We start from the raw sequence: 21,892 nt of genomic DNA on the forward strand, positions 1-21,892 counted from the left end.
GTCTTCCTCGTGAAACGGCCCGGCCGCCGGGCTCGTTTCATCGCCACGCTTAACGAATTGAGTCTCCGCCACGATGCATAAAGCCTTGGTGATCGCCCCCAACTGGATTGGGGACGCGCTGATGGCGCAGCCGTTGTTTACCCTGCTCAAGCGTCTGCATCCGCGTCTGACCATCGACGCGATCGCGCCCGGCTGGGTCGCCCCGGTGCTTGAACGCATGCCGGAGATTTCGCGCGTCGTCGCCACCGACCTCGCGCACGGCAAGTTGCAGCCGCTCGAGCGCTACCGGCTCGCGAGCGTGCTGGCCGACGAGGGGTACGACGCCGCCTATGTGCTGCCGAATTCCCTGAAGTCGTCGCTGATTCCATGGCTGGCGCGCATTCCGCTGCGCATCGGCTACAAGGGCGAGCAGCGCTACGGCCTGCTCAACGTGCGTCACGCCAATCCGCGCAAAGACGAGCGCCCGCCGATGGTGCGGCATTACGCTGCGCTCGCGTTCGCCCCGGGTGCCAAGCTGCCCGAGACACTGCCGACGCCACGCATCGAAGCCGACCTGAACGAATCGGCCCGCGTATTCGCGCGCTTCGGCCTCGATCTGCGGGTGCCGCTCGTGGTGTTCTGCCCGGGCGCCGAGTTCGGACCGGCTAAGCGCTGGCCGCCGGGACACTTCGCCCAGCTCGCGCAATTGGTGCGCCGCTCGTTCCCGTATGCGCAGATCGTCGCGCTCGGTTCGGGCAAGGACGGTGCGCTGGCCCAGCAAATCGCCGCCGACGCGCCGTTCGTGCGCAATCTTTGCGGGCAGACGTCGCTGGCCGAAGCCTGCGCCCTGCTTGCACGCGCGAACGCCGTGGTGAGCAACGATTCCGGCCTGATGCACGTGACAGCCGCCCTGCGCCGCCCGCAGATCGCCTTGTTCGGTTCGTCCGATCCGCGCCACACGCCGCCGTTGTCCGAGCACGCGCACATCCTGTGGCTACAATTGGAATGCAGCCCGTGTTTTGCCCGCGAATGTCCGCTGGGTCACACGCGTTGCCTGAACGAGTTGATGCCCGAGCATGTGTTCGCGAATCTGCGCAACATTCTGCTGACGCAGCGCTGAGCGCCGCGCACGGCAAGCTTTCGGTTCGATCCCGGTAACACTCAACGGTAAATCCTCATGCCACGTTTTGTCCGTCTGTTCGATGCCGCCAGTGAGACCATCACGGCCTTTTATGACGCGCTGCGCCGTGGTCAGACGGATCGCGCGATGACGCTCTGGGCGAACGAGGATTTCGTCAGCTACATTCGCGCCGACGGCACGCGCTGGGACGGCCTGGAGCAGATCCGCAGCGGCCTCGTCGCCCAGTTCGCGCAGAGCGTCGTGCTGATCGACTCGCTCGACACGACCGAGTACGACACCGTCGGCACGGTCGTGCACACCGCGACCGAGGCCATTCGCGTGGGCAAGGAAGACGCCGGGCAAACGACCGCCCAGCTCATCCACACGACCTACGTGCTGGTGCACGAGCAAGGCGACTGGCGCTTCGCCCACATCCATTCAAGCCCCCTGCCGCCGCATGCCGTCGAGCAATTCAGCCTGATGATGCACGCGCGTCCGGACGGGCTGCACTAAGCCGTACGGTGTTGGCATGACAGCGCGCCCGGCCGTCTTTCTGCCTCAGGATTACCGGCCGCCCCGGTGGCTGCCCGACGGCCACAGCCAGACGATCTATCCTGCGCTGCTGGGCCGCCGCCCGTCGGTCGAGTTCCGTCGTGAGACCTGGGACACGCCCGACGGCGATTTCGTCGACGTCGACTGGCTGGTCGCGCCGCCCGCCTCCCAGAAAGCCCCGCCCGCCCCCGACGGTCTCGTCGAAACGCCGCTGGTCGTGCTGTTCCACGGTCTGGAAGGGGGTTCGGGCAGCCATTACGCCCGCACCCTGATGCGCGAGGTCGAAGCGCAGGGCTGGCGCGGCGTGATTCCCCACTTTCGCAGCTGCAGCGGCCGCATGAACCGCGGCCCGCGCTTCTATCACTCCGGCGACAGCACCGAAATCGACTGGATGCTGCAACGCCTGCGCGCCCACACGTCCGGCCCGATCTTCGCGGCGGGCGTGTCGCTCGGCGGCAATGTGCTGCTGCGCTGGCTCGGCGAGCGCGAGGGGCACGCGACGCAAGTCGTCAGCGCGGCCTGCGCGATCTCCGCCCCGCTCGATCTGCGTGCGGGCGGTCTGGCGCTCTCGCACGGCTTCAACATGGTGTACACGCGCAACTTCCTCGGCACGCTCAAGAAGAAGGCGCTCGCCAAACTCGATCAATACCCCGGCCTTTATGACCGCAATCTGATGATGGCCGCGCGCGATCTCGGCGAATTCGATCACGTGGTCACCGCGCCGCTGCACGGCTATCACAGCGCGTTCGACTACTACACGCGGGCGTCGAGCAAGCCGATTCTGCCCGCCATCGAAGTCCCGACGCTCGTCATCAACGCCCGCAACGACCCGTTCCAACCCGCCAGCGCCCTGCCCGGTGAAGGCGACGTCGGCCGCTTCGTCCAACTGCTGCAACCGGCGCATGGCGGTCACGTCGGCTTCATGAGCGGGCCGTTTCCGGGCGGGCTGACGTGGATGCCACACACCGTCGTCGACTACTTCCGTCAATTTTTGCCGAACGCTGCGTGAGGTATTCGCAAGGCGTCGACATACATTAAGGACTCCCAACCTAATGGATGAGATCGTTCGACAAGCGATGGCCAAATGGCCCAATGTGCCGCACTGCTACGGCTGGCTCGCACTCGATCGTCGCGGCCAGTGGCGCATGCGCGACGAACAGACGCAGGCGGAAGGCACGGCGGGCGACCCGATTCGACACACCGCGCTGATCGCGTTCATCGCCCGCAATTACGCCAGCGACGAAGCGGGTCGCTGGTACTTCCAGAACGGCCCGCAACGCGTGTACGTCTCGCTGGCTTACGCACCGTTCGTGGTGCGCCTCACGTGGGATGCCGCAGCGAACGACGGACGCGGCGCGCCTGTACTAACAGATCAGTTGGGCAAGGCGTTCGTGCCGCAGGCCTGTCTGCTCGACGAGGATGGCAGCGTCGCCTTTGTGGGGACGAAGGGCGTGGGGGACGCGAGCGCGCCGCTGGCGCTGCTGCACGATCACGACATCGATCTGCTCACGCAGGTGTCGGATCTGGCGCAGGCGTTCGAAGTGGCGGAGACGGCGGACGACACCGCCGATGCGAAGGCTGCGGTGCGTCTGCATTGGCGCAATGAAGACTCGCTGCCGCTGTCCATCGTTCACGCGGGCACGTTGCCGCAGACGTATGGCTTCGAGCGGGATCCGCAGGCACCGGCCGCCTGATTTTCGGCCACGCGCGGACAAACTTCGCGACGGGACGCCCTCAGCGCCCGTCAGCCGAACTGCTTGTTGAATTCCTTCTCGTCTTCCTTATCTTCCTTGTATCGGCGCTGGAACTCGTGCAGTTTCGCGTCGATGGTCGACAGCTCGTAGAAATCGGCATCCCCGGCGTCGCGCGCGAGCTTGAGCTGACTCACCGCCGCCATCCACTGACCTTGCAGCGCATATTGTTCGGCGAGCGCTTCATGCTGACGCGCCCGTTTGCCGCCTGCGGCCCATGCACCAGCCAATGCACGCCACCAGATCGGCTCGCTGCGATAGCGCTCGACCTGCGATTGCAGGAACTTCGTGGCTTCGGGCACGCGCTGGCTGGCGATGAGCGCGTCCGCGTAGGCCATGTCCGATGCTTGTGATAGCGGGAACGCGGCGCGCGCCTGCGTGGCGATACGCAGCGCTTCGTCCGGCTTGCCTGACAGCCTTGCGATGTCCGACGCCAGCACCGCCAGACTCGGCGTGCCCGGCCCTGTGCCGCCGAAGGCCGTGCGAGCGCGCTCAAGCGCGTCGCGCGCGGGCTCCCAGCGTCGCTGCTTCACTTCAGCCAGCGCCACCGCATACCATGCCCCGGCCACGTTCGGTGCGGTCTGCGTCCTGATCGCGGTACGTTGCGCGTCGGCAATGGCCGCAAAATCGCTCGCCGACTTTTGCTGCAAGACCAGCGAGCGCGCACGCACGAACGCGTATTCCGGCGACTGCTCCGGCTGACGATAACCGGCAGTGCGCGAGCGGTTGAGCATGTCGGCAATGCGCTCGGTCGTGAGCGGGTGCGTCCGCACGTATTCCGGCACACCGGCCTCGTTGATCGAATCGGCGCGTTGCAGACGCTCGAAGAATGTCGGCATTGCATACGTGTCGAAACCGGCGGCCTGCAATAACTGGAAGCCGACGCGATCGGCCTCGCGCTCCGCGTCGCGCGAGAACCGCAGTTGCCGGTCGACGGCCAGCCCTTGCCCGCCCATGGCAATGCCCATCCCGAGATCCGAGCTGCGCGCGCCGATACCGGCCAGCAGGCCGAGCAGCAGGCCGCCCAGCGCAATCCACGAGTTCTGCGCCTGCTGGCCGAGCATGCGTGCGATGTGATGCTGAAGGACGTGCCCCGTCTCGTGCCCGACCACAGAAGCGAGTTCCGACTCGGTTCGCGTGGTGACGATCAGTCCGGTGTTGATGCCGATGAAGCCTCCGGGCAGCGAAAAGGCGTTGATCGCGGCGTCCCGCACGACGAAGAACTCGAAGCTCTGGCTGGCGTCGATGCCGACCTTGCGGGTGGCCGAGACAAGCTTGCTGCCCAGCGCGTTGACGTAGTCGGAGAGCAGCAGATCGTTGACGTAATCGGGATCGGCGCGGATCTCGCGCATCACGCGTTCCCCCAGCTTGCGCTCCATCGCGGGCGAAAGATCGGCAGCCGAACTTTGACCGAGCGTGGGCAAGCCCTGCGCGAGCGCTTGCGTCGGAATGACGGCGGTGGCGAACGTCGTCGCCGTCATCACCGGCAGCATCACGACGGCGACGATGCGCCGCCAACGGGCGACACCGTATGCGCTTGAATCGAGGGGATTGGGATGACGGGCGTGCGTCGGCATGGACGTCATGGGCGTGGGCGCAGCGTGGCGCTGATCATTCGAGGCTGCTGCTATGATAGCAGCCAGACGCGGACGTTCCGCACCGTCGCCCGAACGATAAAAACAGCGGCGAATTCACGGGCGCGGACCGCACGATCGCGCACGATTTCAGACCGATTTCCCGCACTTTCTCAGCATCGACTCATGGCAGAACTCACCCACTTCGACACCGCCGGACAGGCCCACATGGTTGACGTCGGCGGCAAGGACAGCACGCACCGCATCGCCGTCGCGCGCGGCACCATCCGCATGAAGCCGGAAACGCTGGCACTCATTCGCACCGGCACGGCCAAGAAAGGCGACGTGCTGGGCATCGCCCGCATCGCCGCCATTCAGGGTGCCAAGCGCACGGCCGATCTGATTCCGCTGTGCCATCCGCTGGCCCTCACGCGCGTGACGGTCGAGTTTCTCGTCGACGACGGCGCGAACGCCGTGCACTGCCGCGCGCAGGTCGAGACCATCGGGCGCACCGGCGTCGAGATGGAAGCCCTCACCGCCGTGCAGGTCGGTCTGCTGACGATTTACGACATGTGCAAGGCCGTGGATCGCGGCATGACGATGACCGACGTTCGCGTGCTGGAGAAGCACGGCGGCAAGTCGGGTGACTGGGTGGCTGCGGAGTAATCACGGCATCGGCGACACCGCCGCCGCAATATCGCACGAAAATCGGACGGCAAATCCGGCGCCGATCACGTCCGCGACGCCGTCCACTGCACCGCCAGAATGCTCGCGAAGACCATCGCAAGTCCCACGAAAGCCAGTCCTTTGATGGTCTGACCGAGCAGCACCCAGCCGAGTACGACGGCCGTCAACGGACTGAGCAAACCCAGTGACGACACCGCCACCGGCGCAAGACGCGCGATGCCGCGAAACCACAACGCATACGCCAGCAACGCCCCCGCCATCGACAGATAGACATACCCAGCCGTCTGCCACCACGTGAGCGACGGCAGCGGCGGGTCGGCCAGCCACGCCACCGGCGTCAGCATCAAGCCACCCAGCAACAGTTGCCAGCCGGTGAGCGCCAGCACCGGCATGCTCAGTCGCCAGCGACGCGTCAGATAAGTGCCTGCCGCCATGCATGCCGCGCCAGCGAGCGCCGCCGCGATGCCGACCGGTTCGAACACCGTCCCCGGCGAAAGCAGTAACACCCCCATCCCGACGACACCGGCAATCGCCGCCCACACCGTCGTCATCAGCGGCGCCCGCCGATCCACACCCCACGCCAGCCCCATGACCAGCAACGGCTGAATCGCGCCGACGACCGCCGCCAGACCGCCCGGCAACCGGTACGCCGCGACGAACAGCAGCGCCTGAAACGCACCGATGTTCAGTGCGGAGAGCGTCAGCAATCGCGCCCAATCGCCGCGCGCAGGCAAGCGTCGCGCGTAGAGCAACAGCAGCAATCCCGAGGGCAGCACGCGAATCAGCGCCGCCGTGAACGGCCGGTCGGGGGGCAACACCTGCGTCGTCACGATGTAGGTCGATCCCCAGATCATCGGGGCGAGCGCCGTGAAGAGCACATCCAGCCACGCAGTGCTTGTCGTCTGTGCAGAAATTCGGGTCATCGCAATTTATCTTCAATTCAAGATAAATTGAAGTTTGGTATCCTTTTCTCTTGATGTCAAGATAAAAGGAATCAGCAACATGTCGAAGCGATCAACGGGGAAGGCGGGGCACGAGACGCAGGGCAAAGCGTCGACGAGCAGCGACGCGGTCGACAGCATCCTCGCGCAGTGGCATCGCGAGCGCCCGGATCTGGACGTGTCGCCCATGGGCGTGATCGGCCGACTCAAGCGGTGCGCGGCGCTCGTCCAGCAGCAGCTCGACGCCACGTTCGCCGAGTTCGATATGAGCGGGTGGGAGTTCGACATGCTGGCGACGTTACGTCGCTCCGGCGCGCCTTACCGGCTCGCGCCGACGGCGCTCTTTTCCACGCTGATGGTGACGTCGGGCACGATGACACACCGATTGCAGCGTCTCGAAGCCCGAGGCTGGATCGCGCGCGTGCCGAATCCGGACGACGCGCGCAGCACGCTCGTCCAGCTAACCGACGACGGCTTCGCCCTTATCGAGCGTGCGGTCGAAGCGCACGTGGCCAACGAACACCGCATGCTCGCACCGCTCACCAAGGCTACGCTCATTAACGTCGAGTCTGGGCTAAGCGACTGGCTGAAGGTGCTGGAAGGCGTGAAATGAGACGGTGAGTCAGGGTGGTCAGGGTGTCTCGACGTGTCAAGTTCTGAAATAGGTTGACAGTTATTTCAGGTTAAAACGCCCGATGCACCGCATCGGGCGTTTTGTATTTCAGGGCAGTATGTGGCCGCTCGTGGTTGTAGATGTGCACGGATTGCTCGACCATCTTGGCAGCCTGCTCAAGATCAACAGGACGCTGCAAGAGGAACTCGTCTTTAAGGATGCCGTTGACCCGTTCGGCCAGCGCGTTCTGATAACAGTCGTAGTCGTCAGTCATCGAGCAGCGCAAGCCGTGGCGTCGGTGGATCTCCTGATAGTAGGTCGAGCAGTATTGGATGCCCCGATCAGAATGATGTATCAGTGGTTGGCGACTTCGGCGTTTGCGCAGCGCTTTTTGGAGCGCCTGACTGACCTGTTCAGTTTGCAGGCTATCGTGAACGTGATGACCGACAATCTTGCGTGAAAACGCGTCCGTGATGAGACTCAAATAGACAAACGGACCGGCCGTCGGTAAGTACGTGATGTCGGCCACCCATACCTGTTCGGGGCCAGTTGGCACGACCTGCTGCGGCCCCGGCTTAAGCAGATTCGGATGGCGCCGGAAGCGATGATGACTTTGCGTTGTCTTGTGGTACGCCCGGTGGGCCACTACGAGCAGACGCGCGCGGCGCAGCATCTCGAACATTCGGTCCCGCCCCAGCTTGATGCCTCGCTCGACCAGCGTTGGTCCGAGTAGATAGTGCAATTTTCGGGTCCCGATTCGGGGCTGACGCAACCGGACATCGCGCACCAGCGCTGTCACGGCCTCGGCCTGTGAGCAGCGACGCACCTCACTTTGGATGCGCTTGTAATATGCCTGGCGGCTGATACCCATGTGTCGGCAGGCTCGCTCAACGCTTAGCTTTTCGATCCGCTTTTGCGCAACGACCTGCCCGAAGGCTTTTTTACGGTGATTCCGTAGTCCTTGCGCATCACGTCGAGCACCGCCTCGAATAGCGCAGCCTTTTCCTGCGCTTCTCGCAATTGCGTCTCCAACTCCTTGATGCGCTGCTCCGGCGTGAGCGGCTTTGAATCTTGTTTTGACATGGTGGAACCCGATTGAGCACGCCCGGATGGATTGGCCCAATCCTGCAAGCCGTGCTTGCGTAACCATACCAGTACTGTCGAGCGACCCTGAATTCCGTATCGCCGCTGCGCCTCCCTGTAGGTCAGCTCGCCCTTTTCGACTTGCTCCACCACCGATAGCTTAAAAGCCAGGCTGTAGTCCCGCTGCGTCCGCTTAAACCCTTGCTCCATTTGCCACTCCTTCAATGCATCGAAAAAGTGACAACCTATTTCAGGACGGGTCAACGTCAAGAAAAAGGCTCGCGATGGCGAGCCTTTTCAGTTGCAGCGTATCGCCCCCCGCTCAGGCCGCCGCGACCTTGCCGACACGCTGGCGCTGCGGCCAGAAGTACCAGACCGCACCGACCACTTGCAGCACGACCAGCACCGTCCACGCCGAGAAGTGACCCTGCGGGCTGTGCGCCGCGTACGCGCCGAGTACCGCGCCCACGCCGACCTGGCACAGGAAGATCAGCAGGAAGATGACGAGGGTGAGCGACGTATTGACGCGTCCGATCAGCGTACCGTGGAAGTACTCCGCGAGCACGGCATACGACAGAATGCCCGTGCCACCGAAGATGCCGTAAGCCGCCCACAGCCAGACCGGCGGAATCGGCGTGCGCAGCATCAGCAGCAACTGCACCACGACGAACAGCACCATGCCGACACCGGAGAAAGCGAACACGCTCACGCCCCGACGCTCCAGCGAGCGAGCGGCCGCCCCGAACACCACGCTGCCCGCCATCATCGCCAGCCCTACGACCGATACGAGCGATGCCGCCTCCGCCGCCGACAACCCTTCGACGTCGCGCATGAACGGCGCCATCCACAGCGACTGCATCGCGTAGAACACGCCCTGCGTGAGGCCCGAGAGCGACGTCACCTTCCAGAACATCGTGTTACCGAACACCTGACGCACGCCTTGCAACGCCTCCGACAAACCGCCCTGCGCATGCGAACCGGGCTTCTCCGGCGCGCCGAACCACAGCGCGATGGACATGAGCACTGTGAGCGCCGCCAGTCCGAACGACACCACGCGCCAGTCCGTCAGACCGAGCAACCAGTTCAGCGGCGTGCCGACGACCACACCGCCCATGCCGCCCACGGCCATCACCAGACCGTTGAGCAACGGCAGACGCGCCACCGGAAACCACTGCGCCAGCGCCTTGAATGCACTGCCCAGACACACCGACACACCGACGCCAATGAGCAGACGTCCGACCATCAGCGCGCCAACGCCGTGCGCCAGACCGAACAGCGCCGCACCGGCCGCCGCAAGCAGCAACACCAGCGACGACACACGGCGCGGCCCGAACTTGTCGAGCAGCACGCCCGCTGGCAATTGCGCACCGGCAAAACCGAGGAAATAAAGGCTCGTGAGCAAACCGAGATCGGCAGACGAGAGACCGAGGTCACGCGTCATGAACGGCGCAAACCCGATGTTCACACCGCGGTACACGTATGAGACGAAGTATCCGCAGGCGAACAGCACGAAAATCCGAAGTGCTTTCGACATGGAGTAAACCCTAGTGAATTGCTTGGGTATCGATTGTCGGTGCAAGCGCGGCATGAAGCCAACGAAACCTTTGTGCTCGTATTGTGAGTAGAATTTGACATCATGTTCCAACACCTCCCTCCCCTCCAATCCCTGCGTGCGCTTGAAGCAGCCGTGCGTCACCGGAGCTTTACCCGCGCCGCCGAGGAATTGAATTTGACGCACAGTGCTGTCAGTCACCATATGCGTTCGCTGGAGCAGCAATTGGGCACGGCGCTGTTCCGGCGGGTGGGCGCGCGGATGATTCCGACGAGCGTCGGGGCGCGTCTGGCTGAGCGGGTGCGCATCGGCATGACGGAACTGGACGAGGCGATGAACGAAGCCAAAGCGGGCATTACGCCTGACGCCACGCCCGCCATCGTCCGTCTGGAAATCAGCGTGATGACCGATCTGGCCGCACAATGGCTGATTCCCCGGCTCGACCGCTTCAGCAAACTTCACTCGGGCATCGATCTGGTCGTGCGCATTCACGCGGACATCTCTGCCCCGGACCCCTATTCCGTCGACGTCGGCATCTGGCATCAACGCGTTGAAACGCCGGGGTTCGTCACCCGGAAATTGCTCGACGACTTCGTGATCGCCGTGTGCAGTCCCGAACTGATCGCCAGCGTGCCGGGCTTCACGGTGGCAGATACGCCCAAGCTGCCGATGCTGCGCTTCGCCTACCGATCATGGCGTGACTGGCAAGTGGCCGCCGGATTGCCGCCGCATGAGCCGACGCGCGGACCGATCTTCGACGATTCGGGGCTGCTGTTGCGCGCAGCGCTGGCGGGACATGGCGTGGCCACCGCGCGTAGCTTGCTGGTGCGCGACACGCTGGCGTCAGGGGAGTTGGTGCAGATTGGCGACGTGCGGATTCCGCCGAGTCTGGAGTACCACGTGAGCTGGCGGGAGAACCATCCGCGCGAGCGGGCGATTCACGCCTTCTGGGACTGGATGCAGGACGAGATTGCGGCCACGGTGCCTTTGCGGCCGTCGCCGATCAAATCCCGCTGATCGGGACATTTGAAGCGCGCATAAAAAAACGGCAACGAATTCCGAGGAGTTCGTTGCCGTTTCAGGCGCGGGCTTCGACACCCGGATCGAGATCCTGGCGCGAAGCCCGACGGCCGGGCATTCGGGGCACCTTGCGGCACCCCGGTCATGCAGTCTCTTGCGAGACTTACATGCCCATGCCCATGCCGCCCATACCGCCCATGTCGCCCATACCGCCGGCCATCGGAGCATCTTCCTTCGGCAGTTCGGCAACGGCGCAGTCGGTCGTCAGGAGCAGGCCCGACACCGAAGCGGCGTTTTGCAGTGCGGTGCGGGTGACCTTGGTCGGGTCCACAACCCCCATTTCCACCAGATCGCCGTACTCGCCCGACGATGCGTTGTAGCCGTAGTTGCCCTTGCCTGCAACAACGTTAGCCACGACGACGCTGGCTTCTTCGCCACCGTTGGTGACGATCTGACGCAGCGGCTCTTCCATCGCGCGCAGCACGATCTTGATACCGGCGTCCTGGTCAGCGTTGGCACCCTTGAGGTCCGACACGGCCACGCGAGCACGCAGCAGTGCAACGCCGCCGCCCGGGACGATGCCTTCTTCCACAGCAGCGCGGGTAGCGTGCAGCGCGTCTTCCACGCGTGCCTTCTTTTCCTTCATTTCGACTTCGGTCGCAGCACCGACCTTGATCACGGCAACACCGCCGGCCAGCTTGGCCACGCGCTCTTGCAGCTTTTCACGGTCGTAGTCGCTGGTGGCTTCTTCGATCTGGGCGCGGATCTGCTTGACGCGCGCTTCGATGTTCACAGCTTCACCGGCGCCATCGATGATGATGGTGTTTTCCTTGCCGATTTCGATGCGCTTGGCTTGACCCAGCTCAGCCAGCGTGGCCTTTTCCAGCGTCAGGCCGATTTCTTCGGCGATGACCTGGCCGCCCGTCAGGATGGCGATGTCTTCCAGCATGGCCTTGCGGCGGTCGCCGAAGCCCGGGGCCTTGACGGCGCAGGTCTTCAGGATGCCACGGATGTTGTTGACCACCAGCGTTGCCAGGGCTTCGCCCTCGACGTCTTCGGCGATGATCAGCAGCGGACGGCCAGCCTTGGCGACTTGCTCGAGCACCGGCAGCAGGTCACGGATGTTCGACACCTTCTTGTCGAACAGCAGGACGAACGGGTTCTCCAGGATCGCGACTTGCTTTTCCGGGGTGTTGATGAAGTACGGCGAGAGGTAGCCGCGGTCGAATTGCATACCTTCGACGACGTCCAGCTCGTCTTGCAGCGACTTGCCGTCTTCGACGGTGATCACGCCTTCCTTGCCGACCTTGTCCATTGCCTTGGCAATGTAGTCACCGATCGAGGTGTCGCTGTTGGCCGAGATCGAGCCGACTTGAGCGATTTCCTTGTTCGTGGTGCAGGGCTTGCTGATCTTGCGCAGTTCTTCGATAGCAGCGGCGACAGCCTTGTCGATACCGCGCTTCAGGTCCATCGGGTTCATGCCCGAGGCAACGTACTTCATGCCTTCGCGAACGATCGACTGAGCCAGCACCGTTGCGGTGGTGGTACCGTCGCCGGCGTTGTCGCTGGTCTTGGAAGCCACTTCCTTGACCATTTGCGCGCCCATGTTCTGGAGCTTGTCCTTGAGTTCGATTTCCTTGGCGACCGACACACCGTCCTTGGTCACGGTCGGGCCGCCGAAGCTGCGCTCGAGCACGACGTTACGGCCCTTCGGGCCCAGGGTCACCTTGACGGCGTTGGCGAGGATGTTGACACCCTCAACCATCTTGGAACGAGCGGCATCGCCGAAAACGACTTCTTTAGCTGCCATTGCATTAACTCCTTGGATTCTTTACGTAGATGTCTGGGGGCAGACAGTCTTAGGCGGCCACGACGGCCATGATGTCTTCTTCGCGCATGACCAGCAGTTCCTGGCCATCGACCTTCACGCCTTGGCCGGCGTACTTGCCGAACAGAACGCGGTCGCCCACCTTCACGTCGAGTGCGATCAACTTGCCTTGATCATCGCGCTTGCCCGGGCCGACGGCCAGGATCTCGCCCTGGTCCGGCTTTTCGGCGGCGGCTTCCGGGATCACGATGCCCGAAGCCGTCTTCGTTTCGTTGTCCAGGCGCTTGACAATAACGCGGTCATGCAAGGGACGAAGGTTCATTACAAGCTCCTCTTTTCTCTCAGTGAGATCGTCAAAACTAAATATGCAAACATTTGCATATTTGGTGAATTCATGGCGTTAGCACTCTGCGCCAACGAGTGCTAATTATAGGGACGGGGTTTTACGATTTCAAGACGCGGGGTTTTCCCGGAGATGAGATTTATCCCTAACGGTCGCGATGACGAGATTTGTTGAGTTCTGAATTTTCGTTCACTCAACTTTGAACTCGCCAGATCGACGGCCAAGACAAACCTTTTTAATCAACAACCTACAAGACAACCCCAGCCAAGCGCGACCAGATTGACCAAGGCGGAAGCGGTGGCGTGAGCACCGACGAGTGCGAACGGCTGAAGGCGCTGGAGCGTGAGGTCGCGGAACTGCGTCGTGATCAGACTGATGTCGCCGACTCTGGTGCGCACGTGCCGCCACGGCGACGCTTGATGGCAAGCCCATTTTGGGACTCTCGTTTGCCATGGTGTGGGCGCGAAATACGATAGGTCTGCATCCGGTCGTCTCGGCCCCCAATTGGGATCGGGCCGATCCGTATGCAGATGGGGATACAGGTCGTGGAATTCAATCTGACGAGCGAACACACACGACGGCTGCCGACTCATGATTCAACGTCTCGACTCACATCAGGAGGCAATCATGGCAAATCTCATCACATGTGTAAGGTTCATTGGCGATGCCCGCAAGGCCGCAGAGTCTTATGCCGCCACCTTCCCCAACAGTCGCATCGATACGAGCAACCCGTCGCCTGTTCCCGGCGTCGGCGAAAATGACGAGCCGACGGTCGAGTTCACCGTACTGGGGCACTCCTTCGTCGGCCTGAATGGCGCGCCGGACGCCAAGCCGACGGTGACCGCGCGCTTCTTGGTTGTAGCAGACTCGCCCCAAGACGCCGAGCGATACCGAAACGCCATCTTCAACAATGGCGGCGGAGCATCGGCAACCGGGTCCGGGTGGTGCTACGACCGTTGGGGAGTCGCGTGGCTGATCAGCAATCAACGAGGATTCAGTCTGGGAGGATTCCAAACGTCGAATCAGGGAATGGTCTATCCGTCGAGGTGAGGTCCGGTGTGATGCGGTCGCTCAACTGACCGAAGCGTGTTGTTCCGTCAGTTGAGCGACGCAATAGCCACGCGAACCCGGCAGTGTCGCCCGGCGACGACGTCGGCAGACGTCGTCACCGGTCCCTGACGAGCTCTCGGCTCAGGCTTCGGCGGCCAAGGTATCGAATACCTCGCGCGCCACCCGGAAACTATCGATCGCAGCAGGCACCCCCGCGTAGATCGCCGCTTGCAGGAAGACCTCCGAGATTTCTTCCTTCGTCACACCGTTGGTCAACGCGCCGCGCACGTGCAACTTCAGTTCGTGCGGACGGTTCATGACGGTGAGCATGCCAAGGTTGAGCAGACTGCGGGTACGCCGGTCCAGTCCGGGGCGATTCCATATCTCCCCCCAGCAGTACTCCGTCACCAGTTCCTGCATCGGACGATTGAACGCATCGGCCGACGCAATCGACTTGTCCACGTACTCGCTACCCAGCACCTCGCGGCGTGTCTTCAGCCCTCTTTCAAACAATTCCGAACTCATCGAACGCTCTCCTCATGGTCTGACTGCTGATTCCTGATCGCTGATTCACGACCGCAGAAGCCAGGCCGCGTGAGCGGCCAAGCCATCCCTCAATGCGCCTTGAGCGCTGTCGCCACCCATTGATCCATCTGCGCCTTGTTGGCAGCAATCCACTCATCGGACAGTTTCGTGATCAGCGCCGGTGAACCGCCCTCCTTGCTGATGACGGCTTCCCACTGCGACCACGTCTTGCCCGGGAAGCGAATCTGCTCGATCAGCGTCTTCACGGCCGGATTTGCCGCGATGAACTGCTTGTTCGCTACCGAACCCCAGTTCCACGACGCCATCGCCATGCGGCACGGATTCGCACCGCCCGCACACCCTTCCACGTTGTTCACGAGCGCCGAGCCCTTGTTCGGGACGTTCGGCGGCAGCGCGTCTGCCGGCGTCGGCAGCCACACGACATCCACGCCCGGCACGAGCGCGTTCGTCACCCACGACGGACTCCACGCATAGAAGAATGCGGGCTTGCCCTGTTTGACCTTCGTCACCGCCTCGACCATCAGCGCTTCATACTTGCCGCGCACTGCCTTGACCGTCTGCTTCAGGCCGAACTTGTCGATCTGATAATCGACGACATCGCCACAGCTCCAGCCCGGGTCGCAACTGATCAACTCGGCCTTGCCGTCGCGGCCGAAGAGTCCGGCGATTTTGGGGTCCTTCATCTGCTCAAGACTGGTGATGTGATATTGCAGTGCAGTCTTCTTGTCGATGAGATAGCCGTTGATGCCATCGCCCGAAATCAGGCCGGAGCCAACCACCATGGCCTGCGCCGCCACGGCGCGAAAGCCCGGCTCGCGCTGCGGGAAGTTCACGTCGGTCGCGATATCGATATCGCCCTGCGCTACCGCCTGGAAGAACAGCGTGGTGTTCATCGTGCTGAGCTTGACGTCGTAGCCCAGCCCCTTGAATGCCTTCGAGACGATCTGCGCGACGACGTAGTTCCCGCCGAAGCTATCGCTCTGCGCGTAGCGAATCGTCTTTCCCGTGCCAGGAAGCGTCTGCGCGTGCAACGCGCCCGCCGCGACGAGCGAAAGCGTGAACGAGGCGAATGCCTTTGCCAATCCTTTCATTGCTGCTCTCCAAGACTTGTTCGATCCATCGGATCGTCGAGTTATCGGCCCGCCTGACGTGCGCATGCGGGCACGGGTGCCGGTCCCTGACGTCAACACCTCGTCGTCAGGGCCAGCCATCCATTTGTTGCAAAACCGGGTTTCAGCGGTTCAAAGGGTCAAGGCTCGTGCTCAGAGGGCTTCGCGCGCGTCTGCCTGCGTCGTCGGCCCGACACCGGCGCTGCCTTGCCGCTTCGGCTCCCCGCGAAACAAGCGCCAGATGACGGCACGGAATGTCTGCTGGTCGCGCGGCCGGGTTCTCGCAAGCTTCTGCGTGAAGCGATCGAGCATCATGGCCAGAAGCACGATGGCGATGCCGCCAACAGCCGCACGTCCCACATCGAGACGCCCCAGTCCTTGCAGCACCACCAGTCCGAGGCCTTCCGCGCCGATCATCGCCACCACGACCGACATCACCATCGCGGTCAGCACCGTCTGGTTCAGACCGCCGAGAATGGTCGGAATCGCCAGGGGAAACTGCACCTCCCACAGCAGCTGACGTTTGTCCGCACCGAATGCGAGCCCCGCCTCCACGATTTCGTGCTCGACCATGCGAATCCCCAGATGCGTGAAACGGATCAGCGGCGGCATCGCAGCGGTCACCACAGCGACTTCACCCGGCACATTGCCCACGCCGAAGAGCATCACCACCGGCACGAGATACACGAACGTCGGTGTCGTCTGCATGATGTCGAGCACCGGCCGCACCACCAGCCAGACGCGTTCGCTACGCGCGCTCCAGATGCCGATCGGAATGCCGATGAGCGCACAGAAAAAGATCGCCGTCATGATCAGCGAGAGCGTCGTCATCGCCTCGTTCCAGACACCGAGCACAGCGATCGCCACGAACACCACCGCGCTGAACACCGCCACGCTCAGGCTGGCCAATCGCCAGCAGATGAGGAAGGCGATCACGACCAGTACCGGAAACGGTGCGGCGTGAATCACACTGTCGTTGAAGGTCAGCAACCGCTCGACAGGCCATTTGATCAGCAGGAACAGCGGACGCATGTGCATCGCCATCCACTGCACCCCTTCCTGAATCCATTGATCGATAGGGAATACCGCGAGTTGATCGGCATTAAGCATGATGGTCTCCTGCGCCCGCAGCGGTGCCGATCCGGGCAAGTAGCTGATTCACATCCAGAACGCCGATCAACTTGCCGTCGTCGTCGGTAACGCCTACCGGCTCGTCAAACCGCACGCGTGCGGCGATGTCCACCAGACGCATGTCCGATGGCACGCAGACGATTCGCTGATTGGGGTCGCGCGCGGCATCGAGCGGCTTCATGACCGAGCGGGCATCGAATAGCCGCGCACGGTCGACGTCGCGCGTGAATGCCGCCACGTAGTCGCTCCCCGGCTCCAGCACGATCTGCTGCGGTGTGCCTTCGCGCACGAGCCGACCGTCGGCCATGATCGCGATGCGCGTGCCGAGCTTGAGCGCTTCCTGAAAGTCGTGGGTGATGAAAAGAATGGTCTTGTTGAGCGTATGCTGGAGTCGCAGCAACTCGTCCTGCATCTCGGTACGGATCAGCGGATCGAGCGCACTGAAGGCCTCGTCCATGATCAGCACGTCGGCTTCGGTCGCAAGCGCGCGGGCGAGGCCCACCCGCTGACGCATGCCGCCGCTCAGTTCGTGCGGCATGTGATAGGCCCAACGCGCCAGCCCCACCACGCTCAGCACTTCCTCGGCCCGGCGGCGACGCTCGGCCGTCGGCATGCCGCGCAGCTTGAGGCCAAACTCGACGTTTTCGATCACACGACGATTCGGCAGCAGCGCGAAGTGCTGGAACACCATCGAGATGCGATTGCGGCGCACCTCGCGCAGTCCGCGTTCGTCGAGGGCGCAGATGTCTTCACCGTCGAGCAGAATCCGGCCATCGGACGGCTCGTTGAGCCGGTTGATGCAGCGCGCAAGCGTCGATTTCCCCGAGCCCGAGAGCCCCATGATCATGTAGATGGCGCCGGACGGCACGGTCAGCGACACGTCGTCCAGGCCCACGACCTGGCCCAGCGCTTCGAGTACGTCGGACTTGCGTTTGCCATCGCGCAACATGGCCAGCGCACGCGCCGGCTTGTCGGCGAAGACCTTGTACAGGTTTTCGATTCTCAGTCGGTCAGTCACGGCTTCTCTCCCATGATTCCTTTACATCAGTTGCCTGGGGTGCCTGCGGCGTGAACGCCGTGAGCGGGGAAAAATCGGTCGGTATCAGAATGCGGTTCTCTGCCTGTTCGATCAATTCGGACAGACGCGGAATGAACGCCTGCCAACGCTTGTCCTGCGCGAGCGACGCCCGGCGGCGTGCCCGCTCGTCCAGACTGGGATACGCCCAGAGATGCGTCGCCTGACTCAACGGCCCGATATCGGTCGTGAAGTACCCGACGAGATGCCCCAGAATGGGTTGCTGGATGGCCAATCCCTCAGTGCGCACGAGATTCAGGTACTGACTCATGCAGCCGTTCCGGATACAGTAAATGCGCTCTTCGACAATCATGCTCCGCTCCCTGCTCCTTCGCTGGCGCCCGCTTCCTCGCTGTCACCGGCAAGGAAATCCCGCATCAGATCCGCCACCGGCCCTGACGCTTCAACCAGAATCGAATGCCGCATGCCCGGCAGGATGGCCAACTGTGAGCCGACGATGCACTCATGCATGAATTGGGCCATGCGCGGGTTCGAACCCTGATCGTCTTCGCCGGTGACGATGAGCGTCGGCATGCGAATCTGATCGATGAACCCGCCGAAATCCGTCTCCGCCAGCACGCGATACGCCGACGCGTAGCAATCCGGGTCGTTCTGGGCGTTGCGCTCGCGCAAGTAGGCGATCCGCGCCGGGTGCTTCGCCTGAAAATCCTCAGTCAGCCAACGTGAGAGCGATGCGTCGTAATGCGCGCCGCGCTCCCCGCTTTGCAGCGCGGCAAGCCGTGCCAGCACACGCTCACGCTCCTCGCGGGTGCGCCCCGACACCGTCGCGAGCAACACCAGACGGCGCAGCCGTGACGGATGCAACAGCGCAAGCCGCTGGGCAATCAACCCGCCCAGCGAGAAGCCCGCCAGATCGAAGGTGGTGAAGCCCACGTGATCGGCCAGCGCCAGCACGTCCGTCACGAAGTCGTCGATTTCGTAGCGCCCCTTCACCCGCGACGAGCGGCCGTGGCCGCGCAGATCGAAGGTCAGGATGCGGAAATCGTCGGCCAGTGCGGCAGCCACGTCGTCCCACGCTTCCTGATACGAACCCACGCCGTGAATGCAAACGAGCGCACGAGCGCCACGCCCGAGCAGACGATAGGCGAGCGTGACGTCGCCCACTTGCAATGTCTGCTCACGCGGGGCGTCCGTCGCTTCAGACGCTTCAGACGCTTCGGAACGCTCAGGTCGTTCAGGATGCTCGGGAGGTTGAGTCATAGCGCGCGCGTCCATGCGTCAGCGGCCTGCCGAGGCCAACGCCGCCGGGCGCTCGGCGGCGTGCGAATGCGCTGCCTGCGACGCCTGCGCTTCCTGAGCCTCCTTGGCGCGGCGAGCTTCGCGCGCAGCAAAGTGCGGCATCACCTCATCGATGAACAGGCGCAGCGTCTTCACTTGCAACTCGAACGGCAGGTTGAACGACAGGCCGAGACAGAACTGGTCGACGCCCTGCGCTTCATACACTTCGAGCTTGCGCACGATCTCGTCGGGCGTGCCGAACATCAGGTTTTCGCGGATCGACGCAGGATCGTAGTTGGCACGTCCGACAACGGCCTCATACGGCACCGCCTCCGGGAATCCGTTGGTCACCGAGCCGATGTTCTGCATCAGGTTCTCGAACGTGCGGCCGAAGTCCACGCTGTGACGCACTGCGACTTCCCAGTCTTGAGGACGGTCGTAGACGCACGTGCGACGCAGCATCATGAAGCGAGGACGTGGACGCTCCGGATGATCGGCCACCGCCTTGCGGAATTTCTCGCCGAGCACGGCCACCTCCGACACAGGCGCCGCGAGCGGCGTCGACAGAATGTTCGCGCCCACCCCCACGGCCCAGTCGAAGCTGCCCGGGTCACGTGTCGCGACCCAGATCGGCGGATGCGGCTGTTGCAGCGGCTTCGGCACCGACGTCGCGAGCGGGAATTTCCAGTAGTGCCCCTCGTGCGCGTAATCGCCCTCCCACAGCTTCTTCACCGCAGGCACCAGCTCCTTCATATACGCCACGCCTTCTTGCTGCGGAATGCCGCCGGCCATGCGATCGAACTCGTACTGATAGGCCCCACGGGCGATACCGAATTCGAGGCGCCCGCCGGTCAGGTGATCGCACATCGCCGCTTCGCCCGCGAGGCGGATCGGCGACCAATACGGCGCAACGATGGTGGCCGTGCCCAGACGAATCTGCTCGGTATGCTGCGACAGCCACGTCAGCGTGATGAACGGATTCGGCGAGATGGTGCATTCGATGGTGTGGTGCTCGGCGGTCCACAGCGTCTCGAAGCCGCCTTCGTCGGCGATGCGTGCGAGGTGCAGCATGTTGCGCACGGCGTCGCTCATCGTGTCCTGCGGCGAGAAGCGCTCCATGCTGAGCGAAACGGAGAATTTCATGAGGTGTGTCTCCAGTGAGTGTGGCGTGTAGTGAGATCAGCGCAGACGGATCACGAACGGGTCTTGCATCGCACCGGAGTAATCGATCACGACGTTCTTCAGGCGCGAGAACTCGCGCATCACTTCGAAGCCGCCACGACGTCCATAGCCGCTGTGTTTGGTGCCGCCGTTGGCCGACATATAGGCGGCCGAGCGATAGGTGTTGATCCAGACGGTGCCTGCTTCCACGTCGCGCGCGAAGCGCAGCGCACGGTCAATGTCGCGGGTCCAGATACCGGCCGCCAGGCCGTATTCCGTGGCGTTGGCGAGCGAGATCAGTTCGGCCTCGTCGGAGAACGGCATCACACCGACGACCGGGCCGAAGATCTCTTCCTGCATGAAGCGCATTTCGTTGCGCGCCTGCGTCATGACGGTCGGCTCGTAGTACCAGCCGCCTGCGAGGTCGTCACGTGCCGGACGCTGACCGCCCGCCGCCACGCGCGCGCCTTCCTGCACGCCGGAGGCGACGTAGGTCTCCACCTTGTCGAGTTGCGACGCCAACGCCAGCGGGCCGATGTCCGTGTCTTCATGCGTCGGATGCCCTACGCGCACACGGCGCGTGCGCTCGACCAGCGCCTCGACGAAGCGGTCGTACACCGACGCCTCGACGAAGCAGCGCGAACCGGCCACACACGTCTGGCCCGCCGCAGCGAACACGCCGGACACCACGCCGTTGACGGCGCGCTCGATATCCACGTCCCCGAACACCACGTGCGGCGACTTGCCGCCCAGCTCCATCTGGCAAGGCACGAGGTTTTGTGCGGCATTGCCCGCGATCTTGCGGCCCGTCACCGTACTGCCGGTGAAGACGTATTTGGCGATGCCCGGGTGACGCGTCAGCGCGTCGCCTGTGGTCACACCATCGCCCGTCACGACATTCACCACGCCCGGCGGAATCCCGGCTTCGATCACCAGTTCCGCGAGCGCGAGCGTGGACGCCGTCGCGTGTTCGGAAGGTTTGACCACGATGGTGTTGCCGATCGCCAGACAAGGAGCGAGCGTGCCGGTCAGCATCATCAGCGGCGAATTCCACGGGATGATCATGCCCACCACGCCGATCGGCTCACGCGTGTTGAAATTCAACGTGTCGAGCTTGTTGACGGGAATGGTGTCGCCTTGCAGCTTGTCGGCCATGCCCGCGAAATACAGATACGAGTCGGGAATTGCGCGCATCTGCGCCCGCATTTCCTTGAGCAGCTTGCCGTTGTCGCGGCATTCGATGGCGGCGAGCGCATCGGCGTTGGCCAGCACCAGTTCGCCGAGCTTGCGCACCAGCTTGCCGCGCTCGGTCTGCGTCATGCGACGCCATGCGGGATTGACGAGCGCGGCCTGCGCGGAGCGCACGGCGCGGTCCACATCGACGGCGTCGGCCTGTGCGAATTCATACCATTGACGGCCAGTCGTCGGGTCATAGCTCGGCACGTACTCGGCGCTATGCGGCGCGGTGAACTGCCCGTCAATAAACAACTGCTGGCGAGAGCCCTCCAGCGTTTGAATCGTCGTATGCATCGATTGAC

At 63.3% G+C, this 21,892-nt stretch carries 23 protein-coding genes; 8 read left to right on the forward strand and 15 right to left on the reverse strand.

Going from position 1 to position 21,892, the window contains the following annotated elements:
* The first annotated feature begins 73 nt into the window (after positions 1-73).
* Genes waaF through NTU39_RS19845 form a run of 4 tightly spaced genes read left to right on the forward strand, consistent with a single transcriptional unit; the run spans position 74 to position 3,345 of the window.
* On the forward strand, positions 74-1,099 hold the full coding sequence (waaF, locus tag NTU39_RS19830; protein ID WP_046292788.1) for a lipopolysaccharide heptosyltransferase II: 1,026 nt from the start codon (positions 74-76) through the stop codon (positions 1,097-1,099).
* 57 nt (positions 1,100-1,156) lie between these two features.
* Entirely contained in the window at positions 1,157-1,612 is a 456-nt protein-coding gene (locus NTU39_RS19835; protein WP_046292789.1) for a nuclear transport factor 2 family protein, read from the forward strand.
* 16 nt (positions 1,613-1,628) lie between these two features.
* Positions 1,629-2,660: a YheT family hydrolase gene (locus NTU39_RS19840; RefSeq protein WP_257958368.1), complete on the forward strand. Its 1,032-nt coding sequence runs from the start codon at positions 1,629-1,631 to the stop codon at positions 2,658-2,660.
* Positions 2,661-2,703: 43 nt separating this feature from the next.
* Positions 2,704-3,345 carry a DUF2946 family protein gene (locus tag NTU39_RS19845; RefSeq protein ID WP_257958369.1) on the forward strand — a complete coding sequence of 214 codons (642 nt, stop codon included), beginning with the start codon at positions 2,704-2,706 and terminating at the stop codon, positions 3,343-3,345.
* A gap of 50 nt (positions 3,346-3,395) precedes the next feature.
* Here NTU39_RS19845 and NTU39_RS19850 read toward each other — a convergent pair whose 3' ends face one another.
* Entirely contained in the window at positions 3,396-4,988 is a 1,593-nt protein-coding gene (locus NTU39_RS19850; RefSeq protein ID WP_246184705.1) for a M48 family metalloprotease, read from the reverse strand.
* A 174-nt stretch (positions 4,989-5,162) separates the two neighbouring features.
* Here NTU39_RS19850 and moaC point away from each other — a divergent pair, with 174 nt between their 5' ends.
* The gene (moaC, locus tag NTU39_RS19855) at positions 5,163-5,642 is read left to right on the forward strand and encodes a cyclic pyranopterin monophosphate synthase MoaC (RefSeq protein ID WP_150665936.1); all 480 of its coding nucleotides are present in this window, start codon (positions 5,163-5,165) and stop codon (positions 5,640-5,642) included.
* A gap of 65 nt (positions 5,643-5,707) precedes the next feature.
* Here moaC and NTU39_RS19860 read toward each other — a convergent pair whose 3' ends face one another.
* On the reverse strand, positions 5,708-6,586 hold the full coding sequence (locus NTU39_RS19860) for an EamA family transporter (protein WP_257958370.1): 879 nt from the start codon (positions 6,584-6,586) through the stop codon (positions 5,708-5,710).
* A gap of 79 nt (positions 6,587-6,665) precedes the next feature.
* Between NTU39_RS19860 and NTU39_RS19865 the strand changes: the two genes are divergently transcribed.
* Positions 6,666-7,217 (forward strand): MarR family winged helix-turn-helix transcriptional regulator, encoded by a 552-nt coding sequence (locus tag NTU39_RS19865; protein WP_257958371.1) that lies wholly within the window; start codon positions 6,666-6,668, stop codon positions 7,215-7,217.
* A 70-nt stretch (positions 7,218-7,287) separates the two neighbouring features.
* Here the strand turns inward: NTU39_RS19865 and NTU39_RS19870 are convergent.
* A protein-coding gene (locus tag NTU39_RS19870; RefSeq protein ID WP_257958372.1) for an IS3 family transposase occupies positions 7,288-8,510 on the reverse strand; the annotation gives its coding sequence in 2 pieces (ribosomal slippage) (positions 7,288-8,142 and positions 8,145-8,510; 1,221 coding nt in all).
* A gap of 112 nt (positions 8,511-8,622) precedes the next feature.
* Complete coding sequence (locus NTU39_RS19875) at positions 8,623-9,834, reverse strand: MFS transporter (RefSeq protein ID WP_150665933.1); 1,212 nt, start codon at positions 9,832-9,834, stop codon at positions 8,623-8,625.
* 102 nt (positions 9,835-9,936) lie between these two features.
* Between NTU39_RS19875 and NTU39_RS19880 the strand changes: the two genes are divergently transcribed.
* Positions 9,937-10,869: a LysR substrate-binding domain-containing protein gene (locus NTU39_RS19880; RefSeq protein ID WP_150665932.1), complete on the forward strand. Its 933-nt coding sequence runs from the start codon at positions 9,937-9,939 to the stop codon at positions 10,867-10,869.
* 166 nt (positions 10,870-11,035) lie between these two features.
* Here NTU39_RS19880 and groL read toward each other — a convergent pair whose 3' ends face one another.
* The 3 genes from groL to NTU39_RS19895 form a co-directional block, all read right to left on the reverse strand.
* Positions 11,036-12,682, reverse strand: a complete 1,647-nt coding sequence (groL, locus tag NTU39_RS19885) for a chaperonin GroEL (RefSeq protein ID WP_150577223.1) — start codon at positions 12,680-12,682, stop codon at positions 11,036-11,038.
* A gap of 49 nt (positions 12,683-12,731) precedes the next feature.
* Positions 12,732-13,022 (reverse strand): co-chaperone GroES, encoded by a 291-nt coding sequence (locus NTU39_RS19890; protein WP_039396568.1) that lies wholly within the window; start codon positions 13,020-13,022, stop codon positions 12,732-12,734.
* Positions 13,023-13,282: 260 nt separating this feature from the next.
* Positions 13,283-13,441 (reverse strand): hypothetical protein, encoded by a 159-nt coding sequence (locus tag NTU39_RS19895; protein WP_257958376.1) that lies wholly within the window; start codon positions 13,439-13,441, stop codon positions 13,283-13,285.
* Between the two features lie 229 nt (positions 13,442-13,670).
* Between NTU39_RS19895 and NTU39_RS19900 the strand changes: the two genes are divergently transcribed.
* Entirely contained in the window at positions 13,671-14,093 is a 423-nt protein-coding gene (locus NTU39_RS19900) for a VOC family protein (RefSeq protein WP_257958377.1), read from the forward strand.
* Positions 14,094-14,234: 141 nt separating this feature from the next.
* On the opposite strand, the gene NTU39_RS19905 is transcribed toward NTU39_RS19900, so the two are convergent.
* From NTU39_RS19905 to NTU39_RS19940, 8 genes are all read right to left on the reverse strand, one after another.
* The gene (locus NTU39_RS19905) at positions 14,235-14,618 is read right to left on the reverse strand and encodes a carboxymuconolactone decarboxylase family protein (RefSeq protein WP_150665930.1); all 384 of its coding nucleotides are present in this window, start codon (positions 14,616-14,618) and stop codon (positions 14,235-14,237) included.
* Between the two features lie 89 nt (positions 14,619-14,707).
* Entirely contained in the window at positions 14,708-15,730 is a 1,023-nt protein-coding gene (gene proX, locus NTU39_RS19910) for a glycine betaine/L-proline ABC transporter substrate-binding protein ProX (protein WP_257958378.1), read from the reverse strand.
* Between the two features lie 171 nt (positions 15,731-15,901).
* Positions 15,902-16,858 carry an ABC transporter permease gene (locus tag NTU39_RS19915; protein WP_150665928.1) on the reverse strand — a complete coding sequence of 319 codons (957 nt, stop codon included), beginning with the start codon at positions 16,856-16,858 and terminating at the stop codon, positions 15,902-15,904.
* Positions 16,851-17,897, reverse strand: a complete 1,047-nt coding sequence (locus NTU39_RS19920) for a quaternary amine ABC transporter ATP-binding protein (protein WP_150665927.1) — start codon at positions 17,895-17,897, stop codon at positions 16,851-16,853. Before NTU39_RS19920 ends, NTU39_RS19915 begins: the two co-directional genes overlap by 8 nt.
* Positions 17,890-18,267: an NIPSNAP family protein gene (locus NTU39_RS19925; RefSeq protein WP_257958379.1), complete on the reverse strand. Its 378-nt coding sequence runs from the start codon at positions 18,265-18,267 to the stop codon at positions 17,890-17,892. Before NTU39_RS19925 ends, NTU39_RS19920 begins: the two co-directional genes overlap by 8 nt.
* Entirely contained in the window at positions 18,264-19,175 is a 912-nt protein-coding gene (locus NTU39_RS19930) for an alpha/beta fold hydrolase (RefSeq protein ID WP_257958380.1), read from the reverse strand. Before NTU39_RS19930 ends, NTU39_RS19925 begins: the two co-directional genes overlap by 4 nt.
* An 18-nt stretch (positions 19,176-19,193) precedes the next feature.
* Complete coding sequence (locus NTU39_RS19935) at positions 19,194-20,336, reverse strand: LLM class flavin-dependent oxidoreductase (protein ID WP_150610865.1); 1,143 nt, start codon at positions 20,334-20,336, stop codon at positions 19,194-19,196.
* A gap of 36 nt (positions 20,337-20,372) precedes the next feature.
* Complete coding sequence (locus NTU39_RS19940) at positions 20,373-21,884, reverse strand: aldehyde dehydrogenase (protein ID WP_150665924.1); 1,512 nt, start codon at positions 21,882-21,884, stop codon at positions 20,373-20,375.
* Positions 21,885-21,892: the final 8 nt, after the last annotated feature.

Origin of the sequence: Pandoraea commovens (genome assembly GCF_024704525.1) — a bacterium.
GTDB lineage: Bacteria > Pseudomonadota > Gammaproteobacteria > Burkholderiales > Burkholderiaceae > Pandoraea > Pandoraea commovens.

What these genes read in the sequence shown, in the direction of transcription:
- waaF (WP_046292788.1), top strand. Translation starts at nt 74, where the DNA reads ATGCATAAAGCCTTGGTGATCGCCCCCAACTGGATTGGGGACGCGCTG.
- NTU39_RS19835 (WP_046292789.1), top strand. Translation starts at nt 1,157, where the DNA reads ATGCCACGTTTTGTCCGTCTGTTCGATGCCGCCAGTGAGACCATCACG.
- NTU39_RS19840 (WP_257958368.1), top strand. Translation starts at nt 1,629, where the DNA reads ATGACAGCGCGCCCGGCCGTCTTTCTGCCTCAGGATTACCGGCCGCCC.
- NTU39_RS19845 (WP_257958369.1), top strand. Translation starts at nt 2,704, where the DNA reads ATGGATGAGATCGTTCGACAAGCGATGGCCAAATGGCCCAATGTGCCG.
- NTU39_RS19850 (WP_246184705.1), bottom strand. Translation starts at nt 4,988, where the DNA reads ATGACGTCCATGCCGACGCACGCCCGTCATCCCAATCCCCTCGATTCA.
- moaC (WP_150665936.1), top strand. Translation starts at nt 5,163, where the DNA reads ATGGCAGAACTCACCCACTTCGACACCGCCGGACAGGCCCACATGGTT.
- NTU39_RS19860 (WP_257958370.1), bottom strand. Translation starts at nt 6,586, where the DNA reads ATGACCCGAATTTCTGCACAGACGACAAGCACTGCGTGGCTGGATGTG.
- NTU39_RS19865 (WP_257958371.1), top strand. Translation starts at nt 6,666, where the DNA reads ATGTCGAAGCGATCAACGGGGAAGGCGGGGCACGAGACGCAGGGCAAA.
- NTU39_RS19875 (WP_150665933.1), bottom strand. Translation starts at nt 9,834, where the DNA reads ATGTCGAAAGCACTTCGGATTTTCGTGCTGTTCGCCTGCGGATACTTC.
- NTU39_RS19880 (WP_150665932.1), top strand. Translation starts at nt 9,937, where the DNA reads ATGTTCCAACACCTCCCTCCCCTCCAATCCCTGCGTGCGCTTGAAGCA.
- groL (WP_150577223.1), bottom strand. Translation starts at nt 12,682, where the DNA reads ATGGCAGCTAAAGAAGTCGTTTTCGGCGATGCCGCTCGTTCCAAGATG.
- NTU39_RS19890 (WP_039396568.1), bottom strand. Translation starts at nt 13,022, where the DNA reads ATGAACCTTCGTCCCTTGCATGACCGCGTTATTGTCAAGCGCCTGGAC.
- NTU39_RS19900 (WP_257958377.1), top strand. Translation starts at nt 13,671, where the DNA reads ATGGCAAATCTCATCACATGTGTAAGGTTCATTGGCGATGCCCGCAAG.
- NTU39_RS19905 (WP_150665930.1), bottom strand. Translation starts at nt 14,618, where the DNA reads ATGAGTTCGGAATTGTTTGAAAGAGGGCTGAAGACACGCCGCGAGGTG.
- proX (WP_257958378.1), bottom strand. Translation starts at nt 15,730, where the DNA reads ATGAAAGGATTGGCAAAGGCATTCGCCTCGTTCACGCTTTCGCTCGTC.
- NTU39_RS19915 (WP_150665928.1), bottom strand. Translation starts at nt 16,858, where the DNA reads ATGCTTAATGCCGATCAACTCGCGGTATTCCCTATCGATCAATGGATT.
- NTU39_RS19925 (WP_257958379.1), bottom strand. Translation starts at nt 18,267, where the DNA reads ATGATTGTCGAAGAGCGCATTTACTGTATCCGGAACGGCTGCATGAGT.
- NTU39_RS19930 (WP_257958380.1), bottom strand. Translation starts at nt 19,175, where the DNA reads ATGACTCAACCTCCCGAGCATCCTGAACGACCTGAGCGTTCCGAAGCG.
- NTU39_RS19935 (WP_150610865.1), bottom strand. Translation starts at nt 20,336, where the DNA reads ATGAAATTCTCCGTTTCGCTCAGCATGGAGCGCTTCTCGCCGCAGGAC.
- NTU39_RS19940 (WP_150665924.1), bottom strand. Translation starts at nt 21,884, where the DNA reads ATGCATACGACGATTCAAACGCTGGAGGGCTCTCGCCAGCAGTTGTTT.